The sequence below is a fragment of the Neisseria sp. 27098_8_112 genome, from assembly GCF_041433235.1.
Classification (GTDB): domain Bacteria; phylum Pseudomonadota; class Gammaproteobacteria; order Burkholderiales; family Neisseriaceae; genus Neisseria.
The window spans coordinates 62,255-83,273 of sequence record NZ_JAPWBB010000007.1 but is presented as its reverse complement, the minus strand read 5'-3'; the positions used below and the strand labels follow the sequence as shown (position 1 = coordinate 83,273).

The 21,019-nt window shown below is 54.5% G+C and carries 16 protein-coding genes and 1 pseudogene; 4 read left to right on the top strand and 13 right to left on the bottom strand.

Going from position 1 to position 21,019, the window contains the following annotated elements:
* Positions 1–7 precede the first annotated feature (7 nt).
* Positions 8–1,642 carry a chaperonin GroEL gene (gene groL / locus O3682_RS06135; RefSeq protein ID WP_049322649.1) on the top strand — a complete coding sequence of 545 codons (1,635 nt, stop codon included), beginning with the start codon at positions 8–10 and terminating at the stop codon, positions 1,640–1,642.
* Positions 1,643–1,943: 301 nt separating this feature from the next.
* Here the strand turns inward: groL and katA are convergent, their stop codons facing one another.
* The 9 genes and pseudogenes from katA to accB form a co-directional block, all read right to left on the bottom strand.
* Positions 1,944–3,458, bottom strand: coding sequence for a catalase KatA (katA, locus tag O3682_RS06130; RefSeq protein WP_371509040.1), 1,515 nt, complete (start codon positions 3,456–3,458; stop codon positions 1,944–1,946).
* 298 nt (positions 3,459–3,756) lie between these two features.
* Complete coding sequence (gene fhuB / locus O3682_RS06125) at positions 3,757–5,724, bottom strand: Fe(3+)-hydroxamate ABC transporter permease FhuB (protein ID WP_371509038.1); 1,968 nt, start codon at positions 5,722–5,724, stop codon at positions 3,757–3,759.
* Positions 5,718–6,629, bottom strand: a complete 912-nt coding sequence (locus O3682_RS06120) for an ABC transporter substrate-binding protein (RefSeq protein ID WP_371509037.1) — start codon at positions 6,627–6,629, stop codon at positions 5,718–5,720. Before O3682_RS06120 ends, fhuB begins: the two co-directional genes overlap by 7 nt.
* 149 nt (positions 6,630–6,778) lie before the next feature.
* The gene (locus tag O3682_RS06115; RefSeq protein WP_371509035.1) at positions 6,779–7,543 is read right to left on the bottom strand and encodes an ABC transporter ATP-binding protein; all 765 of its coding nucleotides are present in this window, start codon (positions 7,541–7,543) and stop codon (positions 6,779–6,781) included.
* A 215-nt stretch (positions 7,544–7,758) separates the two neighbouring features.
* Entirely contained in the window at positions 7,759–9,981 is a 2,223-nt protein-coding gene (locus O3682_RS06110) for a TonB-dependent receptor (protein WP_371509033.1), read from the bottom strand.
* Positions 9,982–10,125: 144 nt separating this feature from the next.
* Positions 10,126–10,918: pseudogene (locus O3682_RS06105) on the bottom strand (aminotransferase class I/II-fold pyridoxal phosphate-dependent enzyme); the annotation flags it as partial.
* 67 nt (positions 10,919–10,985) lie between these two features.
* Complete coding sequence (accC, locus tag O3682_RS06100; RefSeq protein WP_371509031.1) at positions 10,986–12,347, bottom strand: acetyl-CoA carboxylase biotin carboxylase subunit; 1,362 nt, start codon at positions 12,345–12,347, stop codon at positions 10,986–10,988.
* Between the two features lie 28 nt (positions 12,348–12,375).
* Positions 12,376–12,570 (bottom strand): YqaE/Pmp3 family membrane protein, encoded by a 195-nt coding sequence (locus O3682_RS06095; RefSeq protein WP_039862547.1) that lies wholly within the window; start codon positions 12,568–12,570, stop codon positions 12,376–12,378.
* Positions 12,571–12,641: 71 nt separating this feature from the next.
* Positions 12,642–13,103, bottom strand: a complete 462-nt coding sequence (gene accB / locus O3682_RS06090; RefSeq protein WP_371509029.1) for an acetyl-CoA carboxylase biotin carboxyl carrier protein — start codon at positions 13,101–13,103, stop codon at positions 12,642–12,644.
* 355 nt (positions 13,104–13,458) lie between these two features.
* On the opposite strand from accB, the gene queA reads away from it, so the two are divergent.
* Positions 13,459–14,487, top strand: a complete 1,029-nt coding sequence (gene queA, locus O3682_RS06085) for a tRNA preQ1(34) S-adenosylmethionine ribosyltransferase-isomerase QueA (protein WP_263338536.1) — start codon at positions 13,459–13,461, stop codon at positions 14,485–14,487.
* Between the two features lie 180 nt (positions 14,488–14,667).
* On the opposite strand, the gene gyrB is transcribed toward queA, so the two are convergent.
* The 4 genes from gyrB to O3682_RS06065 all read right to left on the bottom strand — a co-directional run bounded on the left by gyrB (position 14,668) and on the right by O3682_RS06065 (position 19,444).
* Complete coding sequence (gyrB, locus tag O3682_RS06080) at positions 14,668–17,058, bottom strand: DNA topoisomerase (ATP-hydrolyzing) subunit B (RefSeq protein ID WP_371509027.1); 2,391 nt, start codon at positions 17,056–17,058, stop codon at positions 14,668–14,670.
* Between the two features lie 194 nt (positions 17,059–17,252).
* A complete protein-coding gene (gene prmA, locus O3682_RS06075; RefSeq protein ID WP_371509025.1) occupies positions 17,253–18,140 on the bottom strand; it encodes a 50S ribosomal protein L11 methyltransferase in 888 nt (295 codons plus the stop codon).
* A 90-nt stretch (positions 18,141–18,230) separates the two neighbouring features.
* On the bottom strand, positions 18,231–19,040 hold the full coding sequence (dapB, locus tag O3682_RS06070; RefSeq protein WP_371509023.1) for a 4-hydroxy-tetrahydrodipicolinate reductase: 810 nt from the start codon (positions 19,038–19,040) through the stop codon (positions 18,231–18,233).
* Between the two features lie 8 nt (positions 19,041–19,048).
* On the bottom strand, positions 19,049–19,444 hold the full coding sequence (locus O3682_RS06065; RefSeq protein WP_314511848.1) for an outer membrane protein assembly factor BamE: 396 nt from the start codon (positions 19,442–19,444) through the stop codon (positions 19,049–19,051).
* A 151-nt stretch (positions 19,445–19,595) separates the two neighbouring features.
* Between O3682_RS06065 and fur the strand changes: the two genes are divergently transcribed.
* On the top strand, positions 19,596–20,093 hold the full coding sequence (gene fur / locus O3682_RS06060; protein ID WP_094192831.1) for a ferric iron uptake transcriptional regulator: 498 nt from the start codon (positions 19,596–19,598) through the stop codon (positions 20,091–20,093).
* A gap of 77 nt (positions 20,094–20,170) precedes the next feature.
* The gene (gene aat / locus O3682_RS06055) at positions 20,171–20,917 is read left to right on the top strand and encodes a leucyl/phenylalanyl-tRNA--protein transferase (RefSeq protein ID WP_371509020.1); all 747 of its coding nucleotides are present in this window, start codon (positions 20,171–20,173) and stop codon (positions 20,915–20,917) included.
* Positions 20,918–21,019 lie beyond the last annotated feature (102 nt).

The window sequence follows — 21,019 nt, the reverse complement described above, 5'->3', positions numbered from 1 at the left end:
AATTTAAATGGCAGCAAAAGACGTACAATTCGGCAATGAAGTTCGCCAAAAAATGGTAAACGGTGTCAACGTATTGGCAAACGCCGTACGCGTAACTTTGGGCCCTAAAGGCCGCAACGTGGTACTTGACCGCGCTTTCGGCGGCCCGCACATCACTAAAGACGGTGTGTCTGTTGCAAAAGAAATCGAATTGAAAGACAAATTCGAAAACATGGGCGCGCAAATGGTGAAAGAAGTTGCGTCCAAAACCAACGACGTAGCCGGCGACGGTACCACTACTGCAACCGTATTGGCGCAATCCATCGTTGCCGAAGGCATGAAATATGTGACCGCCGGCATGAACCCGACCGATCTGAAACGCGGTATCGACAAAGCCGTTGCCGCTTTGGTTGACGAGCTGAAAAACATCGCCAAACCTTGCGACACTTCTAAAGAAATCGCCCAAGTCGGCTCTATTTCCGCCAACTCTGACGAACAAGTCGGCGCGATTATCGCCGAAGCGATGGAAAAAGTCGGCAAAGAAGGTGTGATTACCGTTGAAGACGGCAAATCTTTAGAAAACGAGCTGGATGTGGTTGAAGGTATGCAATTCGACCGCGGCTACCTGTCCCCTTACTTCATCAACGACGCTGAAAAACAAATCGCAGCTTTGGACAATCCGTTTGTATTGTTGTTCGACAAAAAAATCAGCAACATCCGCGACCTGTTGCCTGTTTTGGAACAAGTGGCCAAAGCCAGCCGTCCGCTCTTAATTATCGCTGAAGACGTAGAAGGCGAAGCCTTGGCGACTTTGGTGGTGAACAACATCCGCGGTATTCTGAAAACCGTTGCCGTTAAAGCCCCTGGCTTCGGCGACCGCCGCAAAGCCATGTTGCAAGACATCGCTATCCTGACCGGTGGCGTGGTAATTTCCGAAGAAGTCGGCCTGTCTCTGGAAAAAGCGACTTTGGACGACTTGGGTCAAGCCAAGCGCATCGAAATCGGTAAAGAAAACACTACCATCATCGACGGCTTCGGCGACGCAGCCCAAATCGAAGCGCGTGTTGCCGAAATCCGCCAACAAATCGAAACTGCAACCAGCGAATACGACAAAGAAAAACTGCAAGAGCGCGTGGCTAAATTGGCAGGCGGTGTGGCAGTGATCAAAGTCGGTGCTGCTACCGAAGTGGAAATGAAAGAGAAAAAAGACCGCGTGGAAGACGCGCTGCACGCTACTCGCGCAGCCGTTGAAGAAGGCGTGGTTGCAGGCGGCGGTGTAGCCCTGTTGCGTGCCCGTGCTGCTTTGGAAAACCTGCACACCGGCAATGCCGACCAAGACGCAGGCGTACAAATCGTATTGCGCGCCGTTGAGTCTCCGCTGCGCCAAATCGTTGCCAACGCAGGCGGCGAGCCTAGCGTGGTTGTGAACAAAGTGTTGGAAGGCAAAGGCAACTACGGTTACAACGCAGGCTCCGGTGAGTACGGCGACATGATCGAAATGGGCGTACTCGACCCTGCCAAAGTAACCCGTTCTGCGCTGCAACACGCCGCATCTATCGCCGGCCTGATGCTGACCACAGACTGCATGATCGCTGAAATCCCTGAAGAAAAACCTGCTATGCCTGATATGGGCGGCATGGGTGGTATGGGCGGCATGATGTAAGGCCGTCTGAACCCTTCAGATAAAAAGCAAAACCGCACGGCAAGCAGCCGTGCGGTTTTTTATTTGTCAGTAGAAGCATGAGATGGTGAGGGGCATGCCATGATTTACGGAGAAATAAGGGTGGCCAGTTCCATTGAATCAGAAGCAATCAAATAAACTTCATCATAAAAAGGCCGTCTGAAACTTTATTTTATGTTTCAGACGGCCTGATTAATGATCTAAACCGTTACTTTTTGCCCGAACGGCTGTATCGGACAGCTTGAGACAAGATTTCTTCAATTTCTATCCACATAATGCCTCCTTACAGTAAACCAGGTTGACCTAAAGCCGGGTCGGTCGCACGGGCAGCTTGGGCATCTTCGACAGTCAGTCCAAGGGCTTTGGCTAAGCCTTCGCCGTATGCCGGATCGCAACGGTAGCAGTTGCGTATGTGGCGGTATTTGATGAAGTCAGGCGCATCGCCCATGGCTGAGGCGGTGTTGTTGAACAAAGCCTGTTTCTGTGCGTCGCTCATCAGATTGAACAAAGCACGCGGTTGACTGAAATAGTCGTCATCGTCTTGTCGGTAGTCCCAGTGCGCCGCGTCGCCGCTGATTTTCAAAGGCGGTTCGGCAAAGTCGGGTTGTTGCTGCCATTGGCCGAAGCTGTTGGGTTCGTAGTGCGGCAGGCTGCCGTAGTTGCCGTCGGCGCGGCCTTGCCCGTCACGTTGGTTGCTGTGAACAGGGCAACGAGGACGGTTGACGGGAATTTGGCGGAAGTTTACGCCCAAACGGTAGCGCTGCGCATCAGCGTAATTGAACAAACGCGCTTGTAGCATTTTGTCGGGGCTGGCGCCGATACCGGGAACGAGGTTGCTCGGTGCAAAAGCGGATTGTTCCACATCGGCGAAGAAGTTTTCGGGATTGCGGTTCAACTCGAATTCGCCCACTTCAATCAGCGGATAGTCTTTTTTCGGCCAAACTTTGGTCAAGTCAAACGGATGATAAGGCACTTTTTCTGCATCGGCTTCAGGCATGACTTGGATGTACATCGTCCATTTTGGAAACTCGCCGCGTTCGATGGCTTCGTACAGGTCGCGCTGGTGGCTTTCGCGGTCGTCTCCGATGATTTTTGCGGCTTCTTCGTTGGTCAGGTTTTTAATGCCTTGCTGGCTGCGGAAATGGAATTTTACCCAAAAACGTTCGCCTGCTTCGTTCCAGAAGCTGTAAGTATGCGAACCAAAGCCGTGCATATGGCGGTAGCTGGCTGGGATGCCGCGGTCGCTCATGACGATGGTGACTTGGTGCAGGGCTTCGGGCAGCAGTGTCCAAAAGTCCCAGTTGTTTGTGGCGGAGCGCATATTGGTGCGCGGGTCGCGTTTGACGGCTTTGTTCAGGTCGGGGAATTTGCGCGGGTCGCGCAGGAAGAATACGGGCGTGTTGTTGCCGACCATATCCCAGTTGCCTTCTTCGGTATAAAACTTCAATGCAAAGCCGCGGATGTCGCGTTCCGCATCGGCTGCGCCGCGTTCGCCTGCCACGGTGGTGAAACGGGCGAACATTTCGGTTTGCTTGCCGACTTCGCTGAAGATTTTGGCGCGGGTGTATTTTGTGATGTCGTGTGTCACGGTAAACGTACCGAACGCGCCCGAACCTTTGGCGTGCATACGGCGTTCGGGGATGACTTCGCGCACGAAGTCGGCGAGTTTTTCATTCAGCCACAAATCTTGTGCCAACAGAGGGCCGCGTGGGCCTGCGGTCAGGCTGTTTTGATTGTCGGCAACGGGCGCACCGTTGTTCATGGTCAGGTGGGTAACAGGGCATTTAGAGGTAGTCATGATGGTTTCCTTTGCAAAATGGTCAGTGGTTTATAAAACGATTTGTCGGAAGGCATATTCGTAGCCGGTTTCTTGGCATTCATAAATTTCTTGTATCGACATTTGTTTTTCCTTTTACTTAAGCTATGAAAAGGAATATACAGAAAGGTTTTGACTATTGGAACTATGACTTCAATTTAATATTGTTATTATTAATTGAGATTTTATTTTTGTTAGATTTTTATTATCGAATAAACATGTTAAACAAAAAGGTCGTCTGAAACTGTTTTCAGACGACCTTTTTGTATCTCCGTTCACATTAAAGCTTGCGCATCATCATCATGAAATATGCGCCGCCTATGAGCGTGGCCATCATTCCGGCGGGGACTTCGTAAGGGAACATTACCTGCCTGCCCAGCCAGTCGGCCGTCATCATAACCGATGCGCCGATGAGTGCGGCGGCGGCAAGTTGCTGTTTGGGCAGGCGTGCGCCGAGCATACGGGCCAGATGCGGCGCAAGCAGTCCGACGAAGCTCAAGGGGCCGATAAGCAGTGTGGATAAGGCGGTTAACGCTGCGCTTGAGACGATCAGCACCAGCCGTGCGAGGGGGACGTTGATGCCGACGGAGCGGGCGATTGTTGCGTTCAGGCTGAGCAGTCCGAGCCAGCGTTGCAGCGTGAGGATGAGGAGGAGCGAGGCGGCGGCGAGGAGGCCGACGGTAAGGGCGGATTCGGGTGTTGCCTGATAGGTCGAACCTGACATCCACAATAAAAGCAGTTGTACGCGGAAATCGCCGGTTGCCATCCAAATGCGGATGGCGGCATCGGCGAGTGCGGCCAGCGCCATGCCGGTAAGCAGGATTTTTTCGGGAGTAAATCCGTTTTTGCGGTTGAACAGCATCAACAGCCCCAAGGATACGAGAGCGGAAACGATACCTGTCAGCCAAAACCAGCCGCTGCCCGAGGTAATGCCGAACAGCATCACTACCGACATCGCGCCGAATGCCGTTCCAGAGCTGATGCCCAAGAGTTCGGGTCCCGCCATCGGGTTTTGCGTCAGCCTTTGCAGTATGACGCCGGTCAACGCGAGCATGGTGCCGGTGGCGGCGGCGAGCAGCACGCGCGGGTAGCGGAATACGAAATATTCCGGGTCTATGGTCAGGCGCAGGGTTTCGTCATAGCGTCCGACCGTAAACGCCAATACCGATACGGCGACGGCGATAAGCAGCAGAAAACGCAAGAGGCGCGGGACGTGCGGCGCGGCGGTTGAAATATCGGAGGTCGTCTGAAACGAAGGACGCGGAGGTGCTTTCGCCGTCAGCCACAACAAAAGCGGCGCGCCGACGAGGGCAGTTACAGCGCCGGCGGGCAGATCGGTGCCGCGGTAGTGTTTCAGCAGCATCAGGCCGTTGTCCGTCAGCATCAAAAGCAGTGCGCCGACGATGAAGGAACAAATCAGGCGCATGGACAGCGTGCGTACGCCCATTTGCCGCACCAGCGTCGCCGCCGCCAATCCGACAAAGCCCATCATGCCGACAAAGCCGACCACGCCCGCACTCAAAAATGCAGCAACCGCCAAAGACAGCAGGCGGATTTTCTTCACTGGTATGCCTGCCAATTCCGCCTGCGTGTCGCCCAGGCTCATGATGTTTAACGGTTTGATTAAAAAGGCGGTAAGTATGGCGGCAACAGCAATCCGCCACAAAAGCCCCAACGTATCGCGCCAACTGTCCTGCACCAGGGAGCCGCTGCCCCACTGCATCACGCCGCGCGTCTCTTCGCTGAAAAACAGCATCACGATACCGGTGAGGGAACCCAGATACAGGCTGACCACCAAACCCGCCAGCACGACGCTGAGCGGTTGCAGGGCGCGCCGTGCCGACAGCCGCAATACCGCGCCCAAAGCCGCCGCTGCGCCGGCAAACGCCACGGCGGACGTGCCGTAGGCAAGGAAGGAAGGGGCGAACACGGTTGCCGCCACCAAAGCCGCCTGCGCGCCGCTGCTGACTGCCAGTGTACTGTCGGATGCGAGCGGATTACGCATCAACTGCTGCATCAGCATGGTCGCCATCGCCGTACTGCCGCCCGCGAGCAGCGCCATCGCCATGCGGGGCAGGGTGTTGTTCTGCACCATCAGTGCATCCAAAGGCAGGCTGTCGGGACGGTCAAACAGCCGCAGCCACGGCAGCGTCCATTCCAGCTTCAATATCCAAAACGCCGTCAGCGCGCACGATATTGCCAACGCGGCGGCAAGGATAGGCAGGGGTCGTCTGAAAATCTTTACCATGCGGCTTCCTTTTGTGCGGACGGGTTTTCAGACGACATCGAACGCATCAGTTGCAAAGTGAAACGCTGCATGGACGGCAGTGCGCCGTAGCTCCACGACGGCTCGAAGATGCGGCGGTTTGCAGGGTGGCAGAACGGCAGGCGTTGCCAAAGCGCGCTTTTTTCGAGCGTTGCACGTGTATTTTGAGGATGCGGTTTGACGATGATTAGCAGCGTGTCCGGCGGCAGCTTTGCCAAATCTAAAAGCGTGATGTTTTCGAAACCCCATTCGTTGCTTTTGCCTGTCCAGGCATTGTTCAGCCCCAATTTGTCGAACACGGCCTGAAACAGCGAAGTCTTGCCGTAAATCCGCAAATGCCGCCCGTCGACAAACTGCACCACCGCAAACGGGCGGCCACGATATGCCGAAAGCACGGGTTTGGCGCGGGCAAACAGGTTTTCCGTACCGGCAATCAGCTTTTCGGCAGCGGCAGGGTCGCCGATGATTTTACCCAGCCTGCGCGTGGCTTCGACTGTGTGGGCATATTCGATGCCTTTTGCCGTGCCGAAATCCACTTCGCGTACCGGGGCGATTTTTTCAAACTGGGACTTGGCGGCGGCATACCAGGAAGATTGCACGAAAAAATCAGGCTTTATCTGATACAGCCGCTCCAAATTCGGCTGGAAGCGCAGCCCCGCTTCCTTGACGGCAGCGGGCAGTGGCGGATGGTTCACCCAGGTATCGTACACGCGGCGGTCGGCAACGCTGACGGGCGGATGCCCCATCGCCGTCAGTGTTTCGGCGACCGTCCAGTCCGAAGTCGCCACACGCGGTGCGGCGGGTGCAGGCAGGGAAAACAGGAGGGCAGCGGTAAAAAACAGCCGTGCGGCAAGGCGGGGAATGTCGTCTGAAAAGCGGTGGGACATGAGCTTGGAAGGTCTTTCGGTTTTGAATAAAGGGTCATCTGAAACATATCGGATACAGGTATTCCACAATGGTCTGTGATGTTATCCGGTTTGGATTCGGGCGGCGGATTTTATGGTCGGAACTTATGTGGCGGGACGGTTTGCCTGCGTCAAGGCAATGCCACGGGGCAGCCGTTTTCAGGATGAGCGATGATGTTCATATCGACGCTGTAAATGTCTTTCAACACTTCTGCGGTCATAATGTCGGCAGGTTTGCCCGTTTTTAATAGCCGTCCCTGTTTGAGTGCGACCAGTTCATCGCAATACTGCGCCGCCAGATTAATGTCGTGGATGACGATGATGACGCCCAAACCCAAATTGCGAGACAGCTTGCGCACCAGTGCCATCACGTCGATTTGGTGGGCGATGTCCAAAGCGGCAAGCGGTTCGTCCAGCAGCAAAAAGCGGCTTTGCTGCGCCAGGCACATCGCCAGCCAGACGCGCGAACGTTCGCCGCCCGACAGCGTATCGACGATTTGATCGGCAAATTTTTCCGTATGCGTCAGCCGCAACGCCTGTTCCACCGCCTGTCTGTCCGCATCGTTCGTGCGCCCTAAAAGCCCGCTCCAGGCATAACGCCCCATCATAACCAGCTCGCACGCGGTCAGCGCGGTAGCGGCGGGCAGTTGCTGCGGAAGATAGGCGACTTCTTTGGCGTATGCGCGGGCGGAATAGGCGCGTATTTCTTTGTCGTTCAGCAATATCCTACCGCCTGCGGGTTCATGCTGGCGGGTGAGCAGTTTCAACAGCGTGGACTTGCCCGAGCCGTTATGACCGATGAGGCCGTACACGCGGTTAGGGGAAAAGTTGACGCTGATGTCGTGCAGCAGCGAGCGGCCGGGTATGGCGAAGGTGGCGTTTTGGATTTGGAACACGTTTCAGACGACCTTTTAGTGGGTTTGACGTTATTCGGAGAAAGCGGCGGCGCAGCAAAATCCATTGCCCGTTGTCGGTGCCGATGCCGCAAAGGCGGAGTTTTACGGCAGTTGTCCGAAAGCGTAGGGCAAAGTCGGACGCCCCAGGCTCCAAGGTCGTCTGAAAACGTTTCAGACGACCTTTGGACCGTTGGAGGCCGTTTGCCGCCCGTCCCTTAAAAATCGACCGAAGCCGACAGGGTGAAGCTGCGCGGTGCGCCGGCGTTCAGGTAGCCGCTGTTAGGGTATCCGCCGACGGATGCCCAGTATTTCTTGTTGGCAACATTATCGAGGCGGGCGCGGAAGGTGGCTTCATGCCTGCCGATTTGGGTGTGGTAGCGCGCGCCGATGTCGAAGCGCGTCCAGCCGCCGACTTTAAGCGTATTGGCTGCATCGGCGTAGGAAGAACCGGTGTAAACCATGCGTCCGTCAAATGCCAAACCTTGCACTTTCGGCACTTCCCATTCCAAGCCAATGTTGGCTTGGGTTTTAGCCACGCCGATGGTGCGTTTGCCGTCAGTTAAAGATGAGCCGGTAGATTTCTGCTTGGCATCGAGCAGGGTAATGCCGCCCAAGAGCCTCACGCCTTGTGCGACTTCCCCGTAAACGGTGATTTCCGCGCCCCGGTGGCGGTCTTTGCCTTCGGAGGTGAAGCGGGCGGTGTTGTTGCTTTCGGCAACGTAAAGCGAACGCGGTTTGTCGGTGTGGAACAGGGCCAATCCCGCGCCGAAGCCGTTGGCTTCAAATTTCGTGCCGATTTCTTTTTGTTTGGAAACATAGGGTTTGAGCGATTCGCCGGTATTGCTGACGGCGTAGACCCGGCCGTTGATGGAGGCAGTCGAGCCTGCAGTCGCGCCTTGTCCCAGGCTTTCGATGTAGTTGCCGTACACCGACCAATTCGGCGTGATGCGGTACACCGCGCCGGCGGCGGGACTGAGGCGCGATTTTTTGTAATTTTCGGTTTGCGCGCCCGTATTATAGGCGTAAGCCTTGTTATGCACCTGCTGCCAGCGCGCACCGAGCATGAATTGCAGGCGTTTGTCCCAAAGGCTGAAGGTGTCACCCAAGGCGAAGCTGGTCAGGCGTGTTTTGCCGGTAACAGCAGGATTGCCCATGTCGTTGCCCGAATACAGCGGGTTGGCGGCTGCGGGTTGCGGATAGCGGGACGGGTTGTAGAGGTTAGTCGTATATCGGTTGCCCCAATCCATGATGTAAGCGTTTTTGCGCGAGGATTGGAACCGGTTGGCGGCGGCGGTCCATTCGTGCTCTACCGCGCCCGTATTGAATTTGCCGCGCAAACCGATTTCGCCCGTGTCGATTTTATCCTTACGCGCGTTGTCGAAGCGGTAAATCGATCCGTCGCCGTTGACATTGCCGACAGTCAGGTTTGCCAAAGAATTGTTTTCCTTGCTGCGGCGGAAGCCGTAGGCGGCGTAGGCAGTCAGGTTGTCGTTGAAATCGTATTCGCCGCGCATTGTGCCAAACCAGTCGCGCTCGTTGGAATACGTCCACGGCTGCGCCCAGTTGGACGAGGCATCAGGCGCGGCCGGCACGGCGGTCAGGCCTGACAGGGTAACATTGGTACGCGTGGCTTTGAGCTTGTTGTCCTGCCAGCCCAAATCGGCGGACAGGCGGGCATTTTCATTGCGCCAGTCTAGGCCGACATTGACCAGGCTGAGTTTGGACTTTTCGTCGTCTATTGCGGTTTTGCCGTTATGGTGCGCCGCATTGACGCGCACGCCGAATTCCTGATTTTGTCCGAAACGGCGCGCCACGTCCGCCGCCAAACCACCGCGTTTTCCCGCGCCGTAATTGGTAGTCAGCCGGTTCAATCCTTCATTGGACGCGCGTTTGGGTAATACGGATACCGTGCCACCGATATTGTTGCCGCCCGGCGCCATGCCGTTTAAGAAGGCGGATGCGCCGCGCTGGACTTCCACGCGTTCGAAAAGCTCGGTGGCGATGTATTGGCGCGGCAGGATGCCGTAAAGGCCGTTGTACATGGTATCGTCCGATTCGGCGGCAAAGCCGCGTATGAAATACGCTTCCTGAAAATTGCCGTAACCGCGCGCAACGCGGACGGTCGGGTCGTTTTGCAGTACGTCGCCGACGCTGCGCGCATGTTTGTCCTGAATCAGCCTATTGGTGTAAGCAGTATTGGAGAACGGCGATTCTAGGTTTTTTTTATTGCCCAAAATACCCACGCGGCTGCCGCGCGCCACCTGTCCGCCTTTAAATGCAGGAATCAAACCGCCCTTGGATGCGTCCGCGCTGGCGGTTACGGTGATGGTTTCGAGTTCGGCGATTTCTCGGTCTTGGGGTTCGTCTGAGGCAAATGCCGCCGAAACGGCAAGGAGGGAGAGGCTGAGGATGCTGAGTCTGGAAGCGGGCTTAGTCATTTGTATTTTCTTTCAAAAGTGGATCGTAACGGTTAATTTTAAAAGAAAATTAATTTCATTTCAAAAAAAATAAATAAATGACAAAAGGTCGTCTGAAACTGTTTTCAGACGACCTTTTGACTGAATGGCTATCAACTTTACCGTTTACGCCGCATCGTACAAACCGCGCACCACCCTGCCGATGGCGGCGATGCCTTTTTCCAGCATTTCCGCGTCCTGAGCAATGCTCATGCGGATGCACTCGTGCGCGTGCGGATAATCTTGCGTATCGATGCCAACAAAGAAATGCTCGCCCGGAATAATCAGCGTGCCTTCGGCTTTGAGCATTTCGTACAGAGTTTGCGACGAAACGGGCAGGTTTTCAAACCAGAGCCACAGGAAAATCGCGCCTTCGGGCTTGTGGATTTTCAGCGGATATGCGCCCAGCTCGCGCTTGAGCAGCGAGACGGCAGTTTGTGCCTGATTGCGGTAAAACGGCCGGATGACGTCGTCTGAAAGCTGTTTCAGACGACCGTCCCGCAACAGCGGCGTTGCAATGGCTGCGCTGAAGCGGGTAGGCGACAGGTTCACAATCGCGTTCAGACTGCTGACGGCTTTGACCACTTCCGGCGCGGCGACGATGATGCCGGTGCGAACGCCCGGTAAGCCGACTTTGGAAAGGCTGAAGCAGAGGATTGATGTTTTCGTGCCAATTCAGCGTCACGTCGCTGTAAATGATGTTGGGGAACGGTATTCCGTAGGCGTTGTCGATAATCAGCGGAATGCCGTGTTCTTGCGCCAAAGCATCCAGCCGCGCCATTTCGCCGTCGGTCAGCACGTTGCCGGTCGGGTTGGTCGGATGCGAACAGCAAATCGCGCCGATTTTGCCTGCTTTGAGTTCGGGCAGGCTTTCCAGCGCGTCAAAGTCCACGTGGTATTTGAAGAAGCCTGCTTCGCCTTAAAAAAGGCCGTCTGAAACTTTATTTTGCGTTTCAGACGGCCTGATTTTTAGTCAAAACAAGGGATTATTTATCCTGTTTGGCTTTGCGTTCTTCCAACCAATGTTCCAAGTAGTGGATGCTGACGCCGCCTTTTTGGAAGCCTGGGTCGCTGAACAAGTCACGGTGCAGCGGCGTATTGGTTTTGATGCCGGTAATCGCCAGCTCGGCAAGGGCTACGCGCATTTTTGCCATGGCTTGGTCGCGGTCTTTACCGACGACGCAGATTTTGCCGATCAGGCTGTCGTAGTAAGGAGGAATGCGGTAGCCTTGGTAAATATGGCTGTCGACACGGACGCCGAAGCCGCCGGGCAAGTGGCAGCTTTCAATCAGGCCCGGGCTTGGAATGAAGTTGTACGGGTCTTCGGCGTTGATACGGCACTCAAACGCGTGGCCTTCGACTTGAATGTCTTCCTGTTTGTATTGCAAAGGCAGGCCGGATGCGATGCGTAATTGCTCTTGGACGATGTCCACGCCGGTGATGAGCTCGGTAACCGGATGCTCAACCTGAACGCGTGTGTTCATCTCGATAAAGAAGAATTCGCCGTCTTCGTACAGGAATTCAAACGTACCTGCGCCGCGATAGCCGATGCGTTTGCAAGCGTCGGCACAGGCTTTGCCGATTTTGGCGCGTTCTTCTTCAGTGATGAACGGAGCAGGTGCTTCTTCGATAACTTTTTGGTGGCGGCGCTGCATGGAGCAGTCGCGCTCGGCGAGGTAGATGGCGTTGCCGTGTTCGTCGGCAATCACTTGGATTTCGACGTGGCGCGGACGCTGCAGATAGCGTTCCATGTAAACCATCGGGTTGCCGAATGCCGCGCCTGCTTCGGCTTTGGTCATTTCGACAGACTGGAGGAGGTCTTCTTTTTTCTCGACAACACGCATACCGCGACCGCCGCCGCCGCCGGAGGCTTTGATAATGACGGGATAACCGACTTTATCGGCAATTTTCAGGATTTCTTCGCCGTCGTCTGGCAATGCGCCTTCAGAGCCGGGAACGCAAGGCACGCCGGCTTCGATCATGGCGTGTTTGGCGGATACTTTGTCGCCCATCAGACGGATGGTGTCGGCTTTCGGGCCGATGAAGACAAAGCCGGATTGTTCGACTTGTTCGGCAAAATTGGCGTTTTCGGCGAGGAAACCGTAGCCCGGGTGGATGCCGTCGGCTTCGGTTACTTCGGCAGCAGCAATGAGGGCGGGAATGTTGAGGTAGCTTTGTGCGGATGCGGCAGGGCCGATGCACACGGATTCGTCGGCGAGTTTGACGTGCAGGCTGTCTTTGTCGGCTTCGGAATGGACGGCGACGGTGGCGATGCCCATTTCACGGCAGGCACGCAGGACGCGCAGGGCGATTTCGCCCCGGTTGGCGATCAATACTTTTTTCAGCATGATAATCTTTCCGGATGGTTCAGACGGCCTATTGTCGGCCGCCTAATGCGTTGCGGATTTTCTGGTCGGTTTTGTATTGGCTCAAGGCATAAACCGACCACATGGCTGCCGGTATCCAGCCAACCAGCGTACATTGCAGAATCAGACAGATGATGCCTGCAAATGGACGGCCGATGGTGAAAAACTGAAGCCATGGCAAGAAAATAGCCAAAATCAGACGCATGGTTTGTCCTTAATGAACAGAAAAAGGAATTTCAGACGGCCTTAAAGATAAAGGCCGTCTGAAAAAGCGGATTATTCAATGATAAAGAGCGGCTCGCCGTATTCGACCGGAGTACCGTTTTCAACCAGAATTTCTTTAATGACACCGGATTTCTCAGCTTCGATTTCGTTCATCAGCTTCATGGCTTCGATAATGCACAAAGTATCGCCTGCTTTGACTTGTTGGCCGACTTCGACGAAAGCGGCGGCGTTCGGGCCTGGGGCGCGGTAGAACGTACCGACCATAGGCGATTTTTGCGCGTTGGACAAATCGCGAGTGGCAGGGGCGGCGGCTGGAGCGGCTGCGGCCGGAGCAGCAGCAACAGGGGCGGCAACCGGAACGGCTGCGGCAGGTGCCGGAGCAGCATAAACAGGAGCTGCGGCGGCAGTGGTGCGCGTAATGCGGACTTTTTCTTCGCCTTCGGTAACTTCAATTTCTGCAATGCCTGATTCTTCGACCAAATCAATCAGTTTTTTTAATTTACGCAAATCCATTGCTTTTCCTTTTTAGCGCGGCATAAAGTGCATATTGGGTATGCGCCGCTGTGGTTTTAGATGATTTCCTGAGACGTCGGAAGGTAGGTTTGCCATCCGGCGTTTAAATAATGTCGGAACAGGGCGGAGCCTGAGAAATGAATCTGGTTATTTTCCCGAACTTGTCGGTAAATGTCCAGTAAAAGATAGAAAAAAGGCGTTTTTCGGCGAAAAAAGAAAGGAACGCTGATTTTTGTTAAAAAGTAATTTTTTCAAGAGCGTTTATTCTAATTTATTGGTTTTTCGACAAAACATGCCGTCTGAAAACCAACTTTGCGCGTATAATGGCTCCTGTTTTTTTAAAGTATGCGCGACAATGGATATTTCCGATTTTGATTTTGAATTGCCCGAAAAACTGATTGCCCAGCATCCGCCGGAAGTGCGCGGCAGCAGCAGGCTTCTGGTTGCCTTGCCTACATTGCCGATTGAAGACAAACATTTCGGCGATTTACCCGATTATGTCGCACCGGGCGATGTGCTGGTGTTTAACAATACCAAAGTGATGAAGGCACGCCTGTTCGGCCAAAAAGCCAGTGGCGGCAAAATCGAAGCCCTGATTGAGCGGGTATTGGACGCGCATACCGCATTGGCGCATATCCGTTCGTCCAAATCGCCGAAACCGGGTACAGAATTGATTTTTGAAGGCGATATCCGTGCCGTCATGATGGAGCGAGCGGAAGAATTGTTTTGCCTAAAATTTGAAGGCGAGCAAACCGTTTACGAACTTTTAGAGCAAAACGGCCATCTGCCCTTGCCGCCTTATATCGAACGTGCGGCCGATGATGAAGACGACAGCCGCTATCAGACCGTGTACGCCAAGTATCAAGGCGCAGTGGCCGCACCGACGGCAGGTTTGCACTTTACCGATGAATTGTTGGGCTGTTTGAAAGCCAAAGGCGTAGAAACCGCGGAAGTAACCTTGCACGTCGGTGCCGGCACATTCCAACCCGTGCGCGTTGATAAAATTGAAGAACACAAAATGCACAGCGAGTGGTTTGACGTACCGGCCGAGACCGTTGCCGCCGTTGAAGCCGCCAAAGCGCGCGGCAATAAAGTGTGGGCAGTGGGCACAACCTCCATGCGCGCCTTGGAATCCGCCGCACGCGAGACAGGCCGTCTGAAAGCCGGTCGCGGCGATACCGATATTTTCATTACGCCGGGCTACCGCTTCAATGTTGCTGACCGATTGATTACCAATTTCCACCTGCCCAAATCAACCTTGCTGATGCTCGTCAGTGCGTTTTCGGGCATGGAGCATATCCGCAGCGTTTACCGTCATGCGGTGGAACAGGAATACCGCTTTTTCAGCTATGGCGATGCGATGATTTTAGGGAAAGCGGAATAAAGCGGAAACGGATTGGAGCGTTTCAAACAGGTTATTTGGGATTGTCCCGAATCCGAATCAGTTGGGATGCTCTATTAAAACACGCGAAGTGGTTGGGATTTGAGTTGTAAGAAACAAAGTACAAAAACAAAAAAGGCCGTCTGAAAAACGTTTTTCAGACGGCCTTTTATCTTTCCATGCTTAGGCGTCGATGTTTTGTGCCAGCAGGGCGTTGTTTTCGATGAAGGCGCGGCGCGGTTCGACTTCGTCGCCCATCAGGGTAACAAACACTTCGTCGGCGGCGATGGCGTCTTCGATGCGGACTTTCAGGAGGCGGCGGACGGTAGGATCCATCGTGGTTTCCCAAAGTTGTTCCGGGTTCATCTCGCCCAAGCCTTTGTATCGTTGGATGGACATGCCTTTTTGGGCAACGCTCATCAAGATGTCCAAAGCGGCTTCAAAGCTGTCGATGTCGTATTCGTTGTCGCCTTTGTAGAGCTTTGCCCCTTTGCCGACCATGCCTTTGAGTGCGGCGGCGGTTTGGGTAAGGGTTTGGTAGGCTTTGCTGTTGAGGAACTTAGGCTCGAGGTAGCTCACCATCACATTGCCGTGCAGTTTGCGTGTGATTTTGATGAACTGGTGTCCTTCGTGGCCTTCGATGCGTTCGAGTGCGACTTCTTTTTCGTCCAAGAGGCCGCTCAATTCGGCAACGGCCCGGTCTGCGCTTTCTGCGGTGCTGAGATCGACCGGCGAAGCGTGCAGCATGGTGTGCAGAACGAGTTCGTCAATGATGCGGCTTTCTTGCTCGATGACGGTTTTGGCCAACAGGAATTGTTTGGCGGTATTGGCAAGCTCTTCGCCTTCGATGGTGCGGCCGTCTGAAACGATTTTGGCTTTTTCCAAGGCCAAACCGAGCAGCCATTGGTCTTTTTCCAATTCGTCTTTGAGATAGCGCTCTTGTTTGCCGTATTTGGCTTTGTACAAAGGCGGCTGGGCGATGTAGATGTAGCCGCGCTCGACCAGCTCGGGCATTTGGCGGTAGAAGAAGGTCAGGAGCAGGGTGCGGATGTGCGCGCCGTCCACGTCGGCATCGGTCATGATGATGATGCGGTGGTAGCGCAGTTTTTCGGCATTGAACTCTTCTTTGCCGATGCCTGCGCCCAAAGCGGTAATCAGCGTGGCGACTTCTTGGCTGGCCAGCATTTTTTCAAAACGTGCTTTTTCGACGTTCAAAATCTTACCTTTGAGCGGCAAAATCGCTTGGAATTTGCGGTCGCGGCCCTGCATGGCGGAGCCGCCTGCGGAGTCGCCCTCGACGAGATAGAGTTCGGACAGGGCAGGGTCTTTTTCTTGGCAGTCGGCCAGTTTGCCCGGCAGGCCCAAACCGTCCATCACGCCTTTGCGGCGGGTGATTTCGCGGGCTTTTCGTGCGGCTTCGCGTGCGCGTGCGGCATCGACGATTTTGCTGGTGATGATTTTGGCTTCGGTCGGGTTTTCTTCAAGGAAGTCGGTCAGGGCTTGGTTGATGACTTCGTTGACGACGGGGCCGATTTCGCTGGAAACCAGTTTGTCTTTGGTTTGCGATGAGAATTTTGGATCGGGCAGTTTGACGGACAACACGCAGGTCAGGCCTTCGCGCATATCGTCGCCGGCGGTTTCCACTTTGGCTTTTTTAGCCACTTCGTTGGCTTCGATATAGTTGTTGATGGTACGGGTCATCACTTGGCGTAATGCGGTCAAATGCGTACCGCCGTCGCGTTGCGGAATGTTGTTGGTGAAACATTGCACGCTTTCTTGGTAGCTGTCGTTCCACTGCATCGCGCATTCGACGCTCATGCCGTCTTTTTCACCGAACGCGTAGAAGATTTTTTCGTGCAATGGCGTTTTTTTACGGTTCATGTATTGCACGAAGCCGGCCACGCCGCCGGAGAGGGCGAAGCTTTCGTGTCTACCGTCGCGTTCGTCGATCAGCTCGATGTCTACGCCGTTATTGAGGAAGGAGAGTTCGCGGATACGTTTGGCAAGGGTGTCGAAGCTGTATTCGACATTGCCGAAGGTTTCGCTGCTGGCGAGGAAGCGTACGGTTGTGCCTTTTTTGTCGGAATCGCCGACAACCTTCAACGGCTCTTCGGCTTCGCCGCGTACGAAGCGGACGAAGTGTTCTTTGCCGTCGCGGTAGATGGTCAGCGTTACCCAGTCGGACAGCGCGTTGACGACGGATACGCCCACGCCGTGCAAGCCGCCGGAGATTTTGTAGCTGTTGTTGTCGAATTTGCCGCCTGCGTGCAAGACGGTCATGATGACTTCGGCGGCGGAGCGGCCTTCTTTCGGGTGGATGCCGGTCGGCATACCGCGGCCGTTGTCGGCCACGCTGACGGAATTGTCGGCATGGATGGTTACGGTGATTTTGTCGCAATGTCCGGCGAGCGCTTCGTCAATGGCGTTGTCAAGCACCTCGAACACCATGTGGTGTAGGCCACTGCCGTCCTGCGTGTCGCCGATATACATACCGGGGCGTTTGCGTACCGCTTCCAAGCCTTCCAGCACTTGTATGCTGTCGGCGCCGTATTCTTCGTGTTTTTGGTCAGTCATGGTCTTTTCTTGCTGAATTTCAAGGAATTTTTCCGTGAGCGCGATGAAATGTCAAACGGGCGCGGCGGGTGTGTTCCGAAAGGTCAAAATAATAGGCAATTATACCTGATTTTGCTGGAATATTCAGCGTTTTAAGTGCAAAAAGGCCGTCTGAAAGATTAAATTTCAGACGGCCTTTGTATCGGAAAACAGGTTTAGCGTTTGACGCCGCTCAATCGCGCCCAGCCTTCTTCGATTTCGGCAGGCTCGATGTTGAACCATTGGCTGTAAATGTCGCTGAGTTCTTCGACTTGTTCGTCCAAAAGACCGGACAAGACAATGCGGCCGCCTTGTTTGGTACGCGCGGCAAGCATTTCGCCGAGCATACGCAGCGGGTTTGCCAGAATGTTGGCGACAACGACATCAAATTGGCCTTGCGGCAGGCCGTCCGGCAGGTAGAACTGCGCGTCGACGTTGTTTTGCGCGGCATTGTCTTTGCTGGCGCGGATGGCTTGTTCGTCAATGTCTACGCCGATGGCGGAGCCTGCACCGAGTTTGAGGGCGGCAATGGCCAAAATGCCTGAGCCGCAGCCGTAGTCCAATACGCTTTCACCGCCTTTGAGCTGCGTGTCCAGCCATTTGAGGCAGAGGCGGGTAGTCGGATGGCTGCCGGTGCCGAAGGCAAGGCCAGGGTCGAGTTGCAGGTTGACGGCGTTGCCGTTGGGCGCTTCGTGCCAAGACGGGGTAATCCACAGGCGGTCGGAAATTTGAATCGGGTCGAATTGTGCTTGGGTCAGGCGTACCCAGTCTTGATCTTCAAGGATTTCGCCGGTGTATTTCAAATCGTTCAAACCGCATTCCTGCGCGGCGGCTTCGATAATGGAAGCGGCGTCGTCGCTTTCGCCGAAAAGGGCGATGACTTTGCTTTGTTGCCAGATTTGCTCGGTCGGCATGCCCGGCTCGCCGAAAATGGCCTGCTCGTTTTCTGTACCGGCGTAGGCATCTTCAATGGCGGCGGACAATGCGCCGTGTTCCATCAGCGCGTCGGCAAGGCGTTCGGCGACGGCATCGTTGACGTTGATGGTGATTTGTTGATAGGACATGGTGGGGCTTTCTTTGTTAATAAGGCCGTCTGAAAATCGACGTTGTGCTTTCAGACGGCCTTGTAAGGTATGAAACCTGATGATGCGGGTTTATCGGTTTTTCAAACCCAGTACGTCTTGCATATCGTACAGGCCTTTTTTGCCGTTTGCCCAAACTGCGGCGCGTACGGCACCGGCGGCAAAGGTCATGCGGCTGCTGGCCTTGTGGGTGATTTCCACGCGCTCGCCGTCGGTGGCGAAGAGGGCGGTGTGGTCGCCGACGATGTCGCCTGCGCGGACGGTGGCAAAACCGATGGTGGACGGATCGCGCGGGCCGGTATGGCCTTCGCGGCCGTAAACGGCGCATTCTTTGAGGTTGCGGCCGAGGGCGTCGGCAATGACTTCTCCCATGCGCAACGCGGTGCCGCTTGGGGCATCGACTTTGTGGCGGTGGTGGCCTTCGATGATTTCGATGTCGTAGCCTTCGTTTAACACGCGGGCGACGGTGTCGAGGATATGGAAGGTCAGGTTGACGCCGACGCTGAAGTTGGCGGCGAAAACAACGCCTATTTTTTCGCCTGCGGCTTGGATGGCGGCTTTGCCTGCATCATCAAAACCGGTCGTGCCGATGATGATGTTGACGCCTTTTTCCACGCATTTTTGTAGGTGTTTCAGGGTTGGCTCGGGGCGGGTAAAGTCGATGAGGACATCGCTTTGAGCCAGTACGGCATCCACGTCGTCTGAAATGGCAACGCCGGTTTTGAGGCCGGAGGCGAAGCCTGCATCCAAACCCAATACTTCCGAACCGGAATGCTCGAGTGCGCCGGAGAGGACGGCATCGGGATGGTTGTTGACGGCTTCAACCAAGACGCGGCCCATACGACCGTTGACGCCGGCAATGGCGATTTTCAATGCGCTCATGGGCTTCCTTATTTCGCGTTGGTTTCGGTAGTCGGAACGACGTTTTGTCCGGCTTGAACCGCTTCGATGGATTTTTGAATGGCATTGCCTTCGGCACGTGCGAGGACGTCGTTTTCAAAGTACAGGGTCAGGTTGCTTTGTTCTTTGATGATGCCGTTGCGGCTGGTGTTGAAAGTGTAATCCCAGCGGTCGGCATGGAAGGCGTCGCGCAGGAGCGGCGTACCGAGCAGCAGTTGGACTTGGTCGCGGGTCATACCTTGGCGCAGGGAAACCACGGCGCGGGGATTGAGCTCGTTACCTTGAATGATTTTGAGTTTGTAAGATGGAAAGTTGGATACGCGCTCGGCACTGCATGAGGCCAGACCTAAAATAGCGGCGATGGCAAGGCATAAGGCTTTATTCACGGGCTTACCTTTCTGTGTCATTTCGGGAAAGATGTTTATCATCGCTTGAATATTTTTAAAAAGCAAACGATAATCATCTTCTTAATTTTTCTTTTCGCCGATTTTCAATTGCAGGACCGGCGGCAGATTGCCGCCCTTTAACGGCCCAATAGTGGGCAAATGGGCGGAAAGTGCGTATTATAACGGTTATTACCTTACAGGGATATTGAATATTATGGAAAAATTCAGCAACATTGCGCAATTGAAAGACAGCGGTTTGAAAGTTACGGGTCCACGTTTGAAAATTTTGGACTTGTTCGAGACTCATGCCGAGGAGCATTTGAGTGCGGAAGATGTGTACCGTATCCTGTTGGAAGAGGGTGTGGAAATCGGCGTGGCGACGATTTACCGTGTGCTGACCCAGTTTGAACAGGCCGGTATTTTGCAACGCCACCATTTTGAAACCGGCAAAGCGGTTTACGAATTGGACAAAGGCGACCACCACGACCACATCGTCTGCGTGAAATGCGGCGAAGTAACCGAATTCCACAATCCGGAAATCGAAGCGCTGCAAGACAAAATCGCCGAAGAAAACGGCTACCGCATCGTCGACCACGCGCTGTATATGTACGGCGTATGCGGCGAATGCCAAACCAAAACCAAACGTTAATCAGTTTGTATGTTGATTTTTCAGACGGCCTTGGGCGTTTTCAGCTTGAGGCCGTCTGAAACTTTATGGGCTTTACGATGAAGATTCCTTTACTTGCGCCACGGGATTATCGTTTCCCCGAACCGTCTTACGCTTTGGCAGAATGCGACGGCTTGGTCGGCGTCAGCGGCGATTTGGATACGGGGCGGCTGTTGTCGGCGTATGGGCAGGGGATTTTTCCGTGGCTTAGCCGCGACGGTTGGTTTTTTTGGTATGCGGTTGCGCCGCGAGCCGTGATTGTGCCGGAAAGCCTGCATATCGGCCGATCGCTCGCCAAAATTTTGCGTCACAAGCCGTATCAGGTAACGGTCAACCGCTGTTTTGAAAAAGTGATTGCCCATTGTGCCAATGTGCCGCGTCCGGAACAGGACGGAACGTGGATAGAACCTGCGTTTCAGACGGCCTATTTGAAGCTGCACCATCAGGGGCATGCGCATTCGTTTGAATGTTGGCTGCCGGACGAACAAGGCGAAATGCAGTTGGCAGGCGGGTTTTACGGCGTGCAAATCGGCTGCGTGTTTTATGGCGAGTCGATGTTTGCCTTGCGTCCCGATGCGTCCAAGATTGCGTTTGCCTGCGCCGTCCCGTTTTTGGCGGATTTGGGTGTTGCGCTGATAGACTGTCAGCAGGATACCGAACATATGCGCCGTTTCGGTTCGCAGTTGATGGGTTTCGCCGACTTTCAGACGGCCTTGAAGGATTTGAATGCGAAACCGTTAAAGCGGAATATCGAATGCGGCGTGGTAGCTGAAAATCTGCTGCAAAAGATTGGTGGCAAAGATTGATTTATCGGCACGGCGTGTCGGCAGAATCAACAGTCTGAATATCGTGGCTGGGAAATTAGTTAGAAAATAAATGCGATTCCATTCACTTGAACAGGCCGTCTG

Coding starts and splice junctions, on each gene's coding strand:
- queA (WP_263338536.1), top strand. CDS start 13,459: ATGGATATTTCCGATTTTGATTTTGAATTGCCCGAAAAACTGATTGCC.
- dapB (WP_371509023.1), bottom strand. CDS start 19,040: ATGAGCGCATTGAAAATCGCCATTGCCGGCGTCAACGGTCGTATGGGC.
- gyrB (WP_371509027.1), bottom strand. CDS start 17,058: ATGACTGACCAAAAACACGAAGAATACGGCGCCGACAGCATACAAGTG.
- fhuB (WP_371509038.1), bottom strand. CDS start 5,724: ATGGTAAAGATTTTCAGACGACCCCTGCCTATCCTTGCCGCCGCGTTG.
- prmA (WP_371509025.1), bottom strand. CDS start 18,140: ATGTCCTATCAACAAATCACCATCAACGTCAACGATGCCGTCGCCGAA.
- O3682_RS06120 (WP_371509037.1), bottom strand. CDS start 6,629: ATGTCCCACCGCTTTTCAGACGACATTCCCCGCCTTGCCGCACGGCTG.
- accB (WP_371509029.1), bottom strand. CDS start 13,103: ATGGATTTGCGTAAATTAAAAAAACTGATTGATTTGGTCGAAGAATCA.
- katA (WP_371509040.1), bottom strand. CDS start 3,458: ATGACTACCTCTAAATGCCCTGTTACCCACCTGACCATGAACAACGGT.
- groL (WP_049322649.1), top strand. CDS start 8: ATGGCAGCAAAAGACGTACAATTCGGCAATGAAGTTCGCCAAAAAATG.
- O3682_RS06095 (WP_039862547.1), bottom strand. CDS start 12,570: ATGCGTCTGATTTTGGCTATTTTCTTGCCATGGCTTCAGTTTTTCACC.
- aat (WP_371509020.1), top strand. CDS start 20,171: ATGAAGATTCCTTTACTTGCGCCACGGGATTATCGTTTCCCCGAACCG.
- accC (WP_371509031.1), bottom strand. CDS start 12,347: ATGCTGAAAAAAGTATTGATCGCCAACCGGGGCGAAATCGCCCTGCGC.
- O3682_RS06110 (WP_371509033.1), bottom strand. CDS start 9,981: ATGACTAAGCCCGCTTCCAGACTCAGCATCCTCAGCCTCTCCCTCCTT.